The 10,581-nt window shown below is 62.6% G+C and carries 9 protein-coding genes and 1 pseudogene; 1 reads left to right on the plus strand and 9 read right to left on the minus strand.

The genetic code is table 11. The annotated features are described in order from the left end of the window. From pyc to EOA33_RS12500, 8 genes and pseudogenes are all read right to left on the minus strand, one after another. On the minus strand, nt 1-2,110 hold a 2,110-nt coding region (pyc, locus tag EOA33_RS12465; RefSeq protein WP_127405758.1), incomplete at its 3' end, for a pyruvate carboxylase. A gap of 207 nt (nt 2,111-2,317) precedes the next feature. Beyond that, the gene (locus EOA33_RS12470) at nt 2,318-3,436 is read right to left on the minus strand and encodes a branched-chain amino acid ABC transporter substrate-binding protein (RefSeq protein WP_126057826.1); all 1,119 of its coding nucleotides are present in this window, start codon (nt 3,434-3,436) and stop codon (nt 2,318-2,320) included. Nucleotides 3,437-3,573: 137 nt separating this feature from the next. Beyond that, on the minus strand, nt 3,574-3,921 hold the full coding sequence (locus tag EOA33_RS12475; protein WP_126057825.1) for a DUF6867 family protein: 348 nt from the start codon (nt 3,919-3,921) through the stop codon (nt 3,574-3,576). Between the two features lie 112 nt (nt 3,922-4,033). Next, nucleotides 4,034-4,762: an ABC transporter ATP-binding protein gene (locus EOA33_RS12480; RefSeq protein WP_126057824.1), complete on the minus strand. Its 729-nt coding sequence runs from the start codon at nt 4,760-4,762 to the stop codon at nt 4,034-4,036. 92 nt (nt 4,763-4,854) lie between these two features. Beyond that, nucleotides 4,855-5,862, minus strand: a pseudogene (locus EOA33_RS12485) (ABC transporter ATP-binding protein); the annotation flags it as partial. Then, nucleotides 5,862-7,457, minus strand: coding sequence for a high-affinity branched-chain amino acid ABC transporter permease LivM (livM, locus tag EOA33_RS12490; protein ID WP_126057822.1), 1,596 nt, complete (start codon nt 7,455-7,457; stop codon nt 5,862-5,864). The gene livM and the pseudogene EOA33_RS12485, both read right to left, overlap by 1 nt. 4 nt (nt 7,458-7,461) lie before the next feature. Beyond that, nucleotides 7,462-8,364, minus strand: a complete 903-nt coding sequence (locus EOA33_RS12495) for a branched-chain amino acid ABC transporter permease LivH (RefSeq protein ID WP_126057821.1) — start codon at nt 8,362-8,364, stop codon at nt 7,462-7,464. Nucleotides 8,365-8,780: 416 nt separating this feature from the next. Beyond that, on the minus strand, nt 8,781-9,167 hold the full coding sequence (locus EOA33_RS12500; RefSeq protein WP_126057820.1) for an ectoine synthase: 387 nt from the start codon (nt 9,165-9,167) through the stop codon (nt 8,781-8,783). 174 nt (nt 9,168-9,341) lie between these two features. On the opposite strand from EOA33_RS12500, the gene EOA33_RS12505 reads away from it, so the two are divergent. Then, nucleotides 9,342-10,229 (plus strand): LysR substrate-binding domain-containing protein, encoded by an 888-nt coding sequence (locus EOA33_RS12505; RefSeq protein WP_126057819.1) that lies wholly within the window; start codon nt 9,342-9,344, stop codon nt 10,227-10,229. Nucleotides 10,230-10,250: 21 nt separating this feature from the next. Here EOA33_RS12505 and EOA33_RS12510 read toward each other — a convergent pair. Further along, nucleotides 10,251-10,581: proline racemase family protein (locus EOA33_RS12510; protein ID WP_190234262.1), on the minus strand; the 331-nt coding region annotated here is incomplete at its 5' end.

The following is a 10,581-nucleotide window of genomic DNA, read 5'->3' on the forward strand; positions in this document are numbered from 1 at the left end:
TCGCCAGCCCGACATAGTATTTGAGGTTGTATTTGGCCCTTGCCGGATCGAGGATGTCGCCGGTGTAGCACATCGCCGCTTCGATCAGCTTGCCCTCGGCGCCGACCGCGTCCATGGCGACGCGCATGTTCTCGACCCAGTTCAGGCAGTCGAAGACGCGGAACAGGTCGACGCCACCGGCAGCCGCTTGGCGGACGAAATGCTGCACGACATTGTCGGGATAGTTGGTGTAGCCGACGCCGTTGGCGCCGCGCAAAAGCATCTGCAAGAGAAGGTTTGGTGCCGCCTCACGCACTTTGCCCAGCCGCTCCCACGGGTCTTCGGTGAGGAAGCGCATGGCGACGTCGAAGGTCGCCCCGCCCCAGCATTCCAGCGACAGTAGCTGCGGCAGCGCCCGCGCATAGGTGCCGGCAATGCCGGCGATGTCATGCGTGCGCATGCGGGTGGCGAGCAGCGACTGGTGGCCGTCGCGCATCGTCGTGTCGGTGACCAGCACCTCGTTTTGCGCGCGCATCCAGGCGGCGAATTTCTCCGGGCCGAGCGCGTCGAGCCGCTGCTTGCTGCCGCCCGGCACCTTGCCGTTGAGATAGGGCACGATGGGCGCCGCAGCATCGGCCTTGGGCATCGGCCGGCCGCGCGTTTCGGGATGGCCGTTGACGCTGACATCGGCCAGATAGTTGAGCAGCTTGGTGGCGCGATCCTGCCGCTTCACCTGCTGGAATAGCTCCGGCGTCGTGTCGATGAACTTCGTCGTATAGGAATTGTCGGCGAAGCTCTGGTGATTGATGATCGCCTCGAGGAAGGTGAGGTTGGTCGCCACGCCTCGGATGCGGAACTCGCGCAGTGCCCGGTTCATGCGCGCGATCGTCTCGGCCGGCGTCGGCGCCCACGCCGTCACCTTCTCCAAGAGCGGATCGTAGAAGCGGGTGATGACGGCGCCCGAATAGGCGGTGCCGCCGTCGAGCCGGATGCCGAAGCCGGTGGCGCCGCGATAGGCGGTGATGCGGCCATAGTCCGGGATGAAATTGTGTTCGGGATCCTCGGTAGTGATGCGGCACTGCAGCGCGTGGCCGTTGAGCCTGATGTCCTTCTGCGCCGGCACGCCCGATTCCGGCGTGCCTATGGCGAAGCCGTCGAGGATGTGGATCTGCGCTTTGACGATATCGATGCCGGTCACCATCTCGGTGACCGTGTGCTCGACCTGGATGCGCGGGTTGACCTCGATGAAGTAGAACTTGCCGGTGTCGGCGTCCTGCAGGAACTCGACCGTGCCGGCGCCGATGTAGCTGGTCTCGTTCGCGATCTTCAGCGCATAGCCGCACAGCTCCTGGCGCAGCGCTTCGCTCAGATAAGGCGCCGGCGCCCGCTCGATGACCTTCTGGTTGCGGCGCTGGATCGAGCAGTCGCGTTCGAACAGATGCACGGCGTTGCCTTGGCCGTCGCCCAGCACCTGCACCTCGACATGGCGGGCGCGCTCGATCAGCTTTTCGAGATAGACCTCGTCCTTGCCGAAGGCGGCCTTGGCCTCGCGCTTGCCTTCCATCACCTCGCGGGCGAGATCGGCTTCCGCGCGGATGGCGCGCATGCCGCGGCCGCCGCCACCCCACGAGGCCTTCAGCATCACCGGATAGCCAATCGTCTTGGCGAGTTCCTTGACCGCCTCCATGTCGTCCGGCAGCGGATCGGTGGCGGGCACCACGGGCACGCCGACCTCGATCGCCAGGTTGCGCGCCGCGACCTTGTTGCCGAGCCGGCGCATCGTCTCCGGCTTCGGGCCGATGAAGGTGATGCCTGCGGCGGCACAAGCTTCGGCGAACTCCGGGCTTTCCGACAGCAGGCCGTAGCCGGGGTGGATGGCGTCGGCGCCCGAAAGTCTGGCGACACGGATCACCTCGTCGATCGACAGATAGCTCTCGATCGGCCCCATGTCCTTGGCAAGGTGCGGCCCGCGCCCGACCTGGTAGCTTTCATCGGCCTTGAAGCGATGCAGCGAATATTTGTCCTCCTCGGCCCAGATCGCCACGGTTTTGAGGCCAAGCTCATTGGCCGCGCGAAAGACGCGGATGGCGATTTCGGACCGGTTGGCGACGAGGATCTTCGTGATGGCCAAGGACTGGGCTCCAGGGACGGAGAGGATGGGGGCTGGCGCAATGATTAGCGTGAAAATGCTGCAGCGCAAACTAAATCGCGCGACATCTAAACCGATTTAAATCGTTTGTTTGCGCCAGAGCCGCCAATCGGCGCACGAAAGGCCCGCAAAACAAAAATGCCCGGCGCTTTCGCGCCGGGCATTTCCGGATTTCAGACGTTCGTCGGCTTATTGCTCGAAGTAGGTGTACTTGCCGTCGTCACCCTTCTTCCAGGTGTACAGCACGTAGTCGGGGCGGGTGATGTCGCCCTTGGCATCATAGCCGATGTCGCCGATCGCGGTCTTCCACGGGCCGCTCTTCTTGATCTCTTCCGCGACCTTCTGCGCGTCGTCGGCGGAGCCGACCTTGGCGGCGGCGGCGGCGACGATCTGCAGAGCGGCGTAGGAGTAGAGCGTATAGGCTTCAGGCTCGAAACCGGCGGCGCGGAACTTCTCGACGAGTTCCTTGGCGTTCGGGTTCTTGCGCGGATCCGGAGCGAACGTCATCAGCGTGCCGTTGACGGCGTCGCCGGCGATGGAGGCGAGCTCGTTCGACACGATGCCGTCGCCCGACATGAACTGGGCCTTGAGGCCCTGGTCGGCGAGCTGGCGCATGATCAGGCCCGCTTCGGTGTGCAGGCCGCCATAATAGACGACCGAGACGCCGGCTTCCTTCATCTTGGCGATGAGGGCCGAGAAGTCCTTGTCGCCGACATTGATGCCTTCATAGAGGGCTTCGGTGACGCCGTTGCCGTTGAGCGCCTTCTTGGTTTCGTCGGCGAGGCCCTGGCCGTAAGGCGTCTTGTCGTGGATGACGGCGATCTTGGCGTCCTTGAAGTTCTTGGCGAGATAGTCGCCGGCGACCTTGCCCTGCTGGTCGTCGCGTCCGCAGGTGCGGAAGGTGTTCCACAGGCCGCGCTCGGTCAGCTGCGGGTTGGTGGCCGAAGGCGTGATCACCAGGATGCCGTTCTCGGCATAGACTTCCGAGGCCGGGATGGTGACGCCCGAGTTGAAGTGACCGACAACATACTTGACGCCGTCGGCGACGAACTTGTTGGCGACCGAGATGCCCTGCTTCGGATCCGACACGTCGTCGCCGATCTCGAGCTTGATCTGCTGGCCGTTGATGCCGCCCGCCGCGTTGATGTCGGCGGCGGCCTGCTCGGCGCCCTTCTGCAGCTGCGCGCCAAAGGCGGCGTTCGGGCCGGTGATCGGACCGGCGACGCCGATCAGGATGTCAGCCCACGCGCTACCGCTGAACGCGACGAGCGCGGTCAGAGCCACGGCGGACAAGAGTGACTTTTTCATATAAACGCTCCCATTTACGGAGTGGGCGTGGATGATACTTTCATGCGATGCCCACCCTTATCGCAGAAAGCATAGTTTGCCGATTTTCAGGCACTTGTCACGCCGTTTCATCCCCGAGACGACGTTAATCATGAACGTCAGCCTTTCGGCTTCCAGCTCAATAGCGAGGCTCTTTCGTAGAGCCAATTATACTGCGTCACCATCTGGTTGGTACGCGTGTATTGATAGCCGACGAAGCCCAGTATCATCAGCACGATGGTGTCGACGATATAGTAATGCAGCGAGAACATCGTGCCGTCGAACAGTGCGTGATGGATGAACCTGATGCCGATGCCCAGTCCGAGCATGTAGAGGAAGAGCTGGAAGAAGCTGCGCCATGTCTGCGCGCTGGCCTTGCCGGTCATCCAGGCGGCCCAGCCGCCGAGCAGGCAGGTGACGAAGAAGAACTGGAAGATCGAGGGTTCCTCGTAGAGAATGCCCTGCATGATGAAGTCTCCCTAGCATGATCCCGAAAAGTTGCAGACTTTTCGGGCAAAGGTCATGCGACAATCAAACAACTTGGAGCGGAATACCGGACGCACACATTCCGCTCCAAACTCAGTGGTGGCCGCCTTCGAGATAGGCGGCGCGCACTTCCGGATTGGCGAGCAGTTCCTTGCCGGAGCCGCTCATCGTCACATTGCCGTTCACCATGACATAGCCACGATTGGCGAGCTTCAGCGCGCCGAATGCGTTCTGCTCGACCAGAAACACGGTCAAACCTTGGGTGCGGTTCAGCTCGCGGATGGCGTCGAAGATCTGCTTGACGATCAGCGGCGCGAGGCCGAGCGATGGCTCGTCGAGCAGAAGCAGCTTCGGGCGCGCCATCAGCGCACGTCCGATCGACAGCATCTGCTGTTCGCCGCCCGACAGCGTGCCGCCACGCTGGGCGATGCGCTCCTTGAGGCGCGGGAACAGCGTGAACACCTTCTCGACGTCCTCGTCATAATATTTGAGGTTGTCGAGGCTGGCGCCCATCTGCAGGTTTTCCATCACTGTCATGCGCGGGAAGATGCGGCGTCCTTCCGGCGACTGGGCGATGCGCATGCGGGCGATTTCGTGCGTCGGCAACTGTGTGATGTCGGTACCGGCAAAAGTGATAGTGCCCGCGCGAGCGCGTGGAGCACCGAAAATGGTCATCATCAGCGTCGACTTGCCGGCGCCGTTGGCGCCGATAAGCGCCACCACCTCGCCCTCGTTGACCTGCACGTTGACACCGTTCAGCGCCCGGATGTTGCCGTAGTAGGTCTCGACGCCCTTGATGTCGAGCAGCGTTGTGCCGGCCATTATTTACGCCCTCCGCGCGGCTTGGCTGTCGGGGATTTTCCGGTCGGCTTGGCCGTGGCCCGCGCCGACGGCTTTCTTGGCTGGGCGTTGGCCTTTGCATCGACCTGTTCTGCCTTGGAGGCGCCCTTCGAGACCGTGACGCGCTCGCCCTCGCTGTGGCCGATCGTATCGGTCACCGGTCCGGCGAGAAAGGAAGATGAGCTACCCGGGCCGTGCGCGGCGTCGGGGCCGGTATCGAGCTGTTCGATGACATCCTCGTCGCCGACCTCGGTCAGCACCGTCTCGACCTCCTCGTCGTCGACGCCGAGATAGGCGGCGATGACGCGCGGGTCGGTCCTGACCGACTGTGGATTGCCGTCCGAGATCTTGCGGCCATATTCGAGCACCACCACATGGTCGGAGATCTGCATGACCACCGACATGTCGTGCTCGATCAGCAGGATCGAGGTGCTTTTCTTGATGTCCATCAGGAGATCGTTGAGCGCCGCCGACTCCTTCGGATTGAGGCCGGCGGCCGGCTCGTCGAGGCACAGAAGCTCGGGGCCCGTGCACATGGCGCGCGCGATCTCCAGGCGCCGCTGCGCACCATAGGGCAGGTCGCCCGCCGGATCGTCGGCGCGGTCGACCAGGTTGGCCTTCTCCAGCCAGTGCTTGGCCAGGTCGATCGATTCGGCCGACGCCTTGCGGTAGCTCGAGAAGCCGAACAGGCCGAGCATCGTATAGCCCGACGCCTTCATCAGCTTGTTGTGCTGCGCGACCAGCAGGTTCTCCAGCAAGGTCATGCCCGAGAACAGGCGGATGTTCTGGAAGGTGCGCGCCACCTTGGCGCGCGCCGGGATCTCGTGGTTCGGCAGGCGTTCGAGCAGGTAGCTCGAGCCGTCACTGCGGTTCAGCGTGATCATGCCTTCCGACGGCTTGTAGAAGCCGGTGATGCAGTTGAACACCGTGGTCTTGCCGGCGCCGTTGGGGCCGATCAGCGCCGTGATCTCGCCCCGCCTGGCCTGGAAGGACAGGTCGCCGATGGCGATGAGGCCGCCGAACTTCATCGACAGATGCTCGACCTGCAGGATGAACTCGTTCGAGGATGGGGTCGCGTTCATCAGCCGTGGCCCTCCTTGGTGAAGGAGCCTGAGACGGCTCTTCGCTCCTTGAGGAAGGCTGTCGGCTCGCGACTGCCGACGAAGCCGCGCGGCTTCCAAAGCATGACGATGACCATGGCCATGCCGAACAAAAGCATGCGGTAGAGTTCCGGTGTGAAATCGGGACCGAAAATTCGCTTTAGGAAATCGAGTTCGCGCAGCGCTTCGGTGCCGCCGATCATCACAAGCGCCGCCACCGCGATGCCGCCCAGCGAACCCATGCCGCCGAGCACGACGATCGCAAGGACAATCGCCGATTCCAGGAAGACGAAGGATTCCGGGCTGACGAACCCTTGCCGCGCGGCGAAGAACGAGCCGGCGAAGCCGCCGAACATGGCGCCGGTGGCAAACGCGGTCAGCTTGGTCGTGGTGGTGTTGATGCCAAGCGAGCGGCAGGCGATCTCGTCCTCGCGCAGCGCTTCCCAGGCGCGGCCGACCGGCAGGCGGCGCAGCCTCACGGTGACGAAGGCGGTGAGCAGGCAGAGCAGCAGGATCAGGTAATAGAGGAAGATTTTGTAATAGGCGCTCGAAGCGGCGATGTCCAATACCTTGCCGATGTAGTTCGGATCCGAGACGTTGAACGACATCAGGCCGAAGAAGGAGACTTTCGGAATGCCGGAAATGCCGGCCGAGCCGTTGGTCACCTCACGCCAGTTGATCAGCACCAGGCGGATGATCTCGCCGAAGGCTAGCGTCACGATCGCCAGATAGTCGCCGCGCAGCCGCAGCACCGGGAAGCCGAGCATGACACCCCAGAAGGCGGCCATGCAGCCGGCGGCCGGCAACAGTATCCAGAACGACAGGCCGAAATGCGTGCCGAGCAGCGCATAGGCGTAGGCGCCGACCGCGTAGAAGGCGACGTAGCCGAGATCGAGCAGGCCAGCCAGGCCGACAACGATGTTCAACCCCCAGGCCAGCATCACATAGATCAGGATCTGGATACCGAAATTGTCGACCCATTTTAGCGAGCCTTGGAATCCACCGGCCATCGACCCAGTGTACAGCGCAAGCGCTAGGACAACGATAATCGGATAGAGCGCCAGCGCACTAACGCCCAATACGGAGAAGTGGGCTTGAATGAAACTGCGGAAATAGAACAGCACCGAAGCTAACGCATAGATGATGGCAAGCGCCCGCAAGAACCGTGCATAGCCGGCAAGATCCGGCCCCAGCAACCCATCAAGGGAGCCGGCCAACACAAGCAGCACAGCCGCTAGCACGATGGCGGCAATGAAATACGACAATTTGAAAAATCGCGTCGCCAAGCTGGACGGCATCAAACCGGTATCGACATCCGCGACTTTCAGGCCGGCCACGAAGGGCTGGACATAGGCGATGTAGAGGAAGCGTCCGACGGCGGTGAGAATCACCACGAGGGCAAGCAGGCGCCAGCGTTGCACCAGGATCAGCTCGTTGGAGATGTTCTGGTCGGTCCTCAGACCGATCAACAGCACGAACAGCCCAAGAGCGATGGCGCCGGCATAGAGCGCTTCGCGGAAAGCCTGCTGGATGGGAGTGGCGACGGCGTCGCGCTCCGGATTTACTGTGACCGCCATGAGCTCAGACCTTTTCGACTTCGGGCCGGCCCAGGATGCCGGACGGCAGGAAGATCAGCACGATCGCCAGGATCGAGAAGGCGGCGACGTCCTTGTAGTCGATGGAGAAATAGGCCGACCACATGCTCTCGATGAAGCCGATCAAGAGGCCGCCGAGCACGGCGCCGGGCAACGAGCCGATGCCGCCGAGCACGGCCGCGGTGAAGGCCTTCACGCCGGGCACGAAGCCGTCCGAGAACACCACAACGCCGTAATACATCAGGAAAAGCGTGCCGGCGACGGCAGCAAGGGCTGCGCCCATGATGAAGGTGATCGAAATGGTGCGGTCGACGTCGATGCCGAGCAGCGCGGCCATCTTGCGGTCCTGCTCGCAGGCGCGCTGCGCCCGGCCCAGCGCCGTCCTGTTGACCAGGTACCAGAACAGCGCCAGCAGCACCACCGTGACCAGCACGATAATGATCTGCTTCAGCGACACGCTAACGCCCGCGAACGTGTAGACCTGGCTGACCAGCGGCGGGATCGGCTTGTTGCGTGGGCCTTGCGTCACCTGGACGAAATTCGACAGCGCGATCGACATGCCGATCGCGGTGATCAGCGGCGCCAGCCGGAACGATCCGCGCAGCGGTCGGTAAGCCACCTTCTCGATCGTCCAGTTGTAGAGACTGGTCAACAGCATCGCCACGATCATCATGATCAGGAGCGCGATGACGACCGGCACCGAATAGAACAGCGCGCCGAGAATGAGGAAGACGATGAGGGCGGTGAAGGCCCCGACCATGAAGATGTCGCCATGGGCGAAATTGATCATGCCGATGATGCCGTAGACCATCGTGTAGCCGATCGCGATCAGCCCATAGATCGATCCCAGCGTCAGCCCGTTGATAAGCTGCTGGACGAAGTATTGCATACTGCCGTGGCTCCCCTGGAATGTCGCCCGCTTCCGGGTCGCACTCCCTTTTCGTATTTCCCCTAGTCGTAAAGTTTCGAGCCCGGATTGCAACGTGATTTTTCAATCGCCTCGCGTGTTTTGGAAGCACGCCGTCCGATTGCCCGTTTTTCGCTATCCGACCCCTGGACTATCGCGGACCCTATCATTGGCATAACGCAATGTCTTTGACGATTCAGCCGCATGATGCGCGTAGTTTCGAAGAAATCGCCGTCAAGATTAGGTGATGAGAAGATTTCTTGCGCCACCGATAGTCGTGCGTTTCGCGCATCCGCTCCTTCTACAGCGTTCGGGATTCTTCTGATATGACACTTATGTGACGGCGAGCCGGCGTGCCCCAGCGGCCCTGCTCGCCGTGGTGGTTCCGGGCGCGAAATTCAGTAGGCGGAGCCGCCTTCGCCACTCAGACTGTGCCGTTCAGTGCCGTTGAGCGGCGGATTGAAGACGCTGACCAGCACCATGTCGCCAGCGCCGTCGGCGCGCAGATAGTGATCGTCGTGCGCATCGAGCACGTAGATGGTTCCGGGCTCAATGCGATGGATGGCGCCGGACATGTCCTCGACTTCGCCGCTGCCGGAAATGCAATAGCAGGCTTCGAGATGCCGCCGGTATTGCAGGCGCGACTCGCTCCCTGCCCGCACCACGGTATGACAGACGGTGAATCCCATGCCGTCCCTCTGGGTCAGCAGCCGGTGGCTGGTGCCGTTGCCCCAGTCGACGAAGAAGTCAGTTTTTTCTACATCGGCCAATTGCCTGGTGAACATGGCATTCTCTCTCTATGAAAGGCGTGGAACGACGACGACGGCGGATTGACCTGGCTTCGCGCTATTTTGGCTGTTATTTTCTGGATCAGCATTCGAAGCAGCCTTCAGAATGTCGCGACCCGAGGCGGGTTTCAAATGATCGAATTTCATTGGATGCATTAGAATAATTTACAGATGGACTATCTGCCGCTGAACGCCATCCGCGCTTTCGAGGCCGCCGCGCGCCATCTCAGCTTCTCGGCCGCCGGCGAGGAGCTGCATGTCACCCATCCAGCGATCAGCCATCAGATCAGGCGGCTGGAGGAATGGTTGGGCGTGCCCCTGTTCCACCGGGATGCCCGCAAGGTTCGCTTGACCGATGCCGGCCTCAGCCTGCAGGCCTCGGCGAACGCGGCGCTCTCCGACCTTGCGGCCGCTTGCCGGCGCATCCGCAGAAACGCGGCCGTCGCATCGCTGTCCGTGGGCTGCATTCCATCCATTGCCAGCCGATGGCTGGTGCCGCGCCTGCCGGACTTCACCGCGCGTCACCCCGAGATTGCGATCCGCGTCGCCTATGCAAAGGCCGAGGACCGACTCGAAGACGATGACAACGACATCCTGATCACGCTCGGCGCGGACCCGTCTCCCAAGGCCACCAGCCTCAAGCTCTTTTCCCGCATAAGCCGGCCCGCCTGCAGCCCGCATTATCTGGCGCGCAAGGGCCGGCTCGGGTCGCCGGCGGAGATTGCCGCGGCGGAGCTTTTGCATGACGAGACGCGTCACGGCTGGCGCGAATGGTTCTCGCAATCCGGCATGGCCGGGGCCGATGTCGGCAACGGGCCCGTCTTCGCCGATTTCAACATATTGGCGACGGCCGTCATCGCCGGCCACGGCGTCGCGCTTTGCCCGATCGAGGTTTTTCGCGAGGAACTGCGGCGCGGCGATCTCGTCGTCGTCTCCGACATCGCGACCGACAAGGACAAAGGCTACTACCTGACGATGTCGGCGCAACCCTCGGCCGCCGAAATCACCTTCGCCGACTGGTTCCGCGATCAGGTCTCGACGAACGGCGAGGAAGCCTGACGCCCTCGAGCAGCGACGGCGTCACGTGACGATGAACCCGTGCGCGAACGGATCGCGGTCGTCGATGAAGATGGTGTTCAACCCGGTCATCCGCGCCCAGCCGCCGATCGAAGGGACGATCGCCGGCTTGTCCGCGACGACGACTTCCTTTTCGACCCTGCCCTTGAACAGCGAGCCGATGATCGATTCGTGGACAAAGCTGTCGCCGACCTTGAGCTTGCCCTTGGCGTGCAGCTGCGCCATGCGCGCCGAGGTGCCGGTGCCGCAAGGCGAGCGGTCTATCGCCTTGTCGCCATAGAACACGGCATTGCGCGCATCGGCTTCCGGATTGGTTGGCTTGCCGGTCCACAGC

Origin of the sequence: Mesorhizobium sp. M4A.F.Ca.ET.050.02.1.1 (genome assembly GCF_003997725.1) — a bacterium.
Classification (GTDB): Bacteria; Pseudomonadota; Alphaproteobacteria; order Rhizobiales; family Rhizobiaceae; genus Mesorhizobium.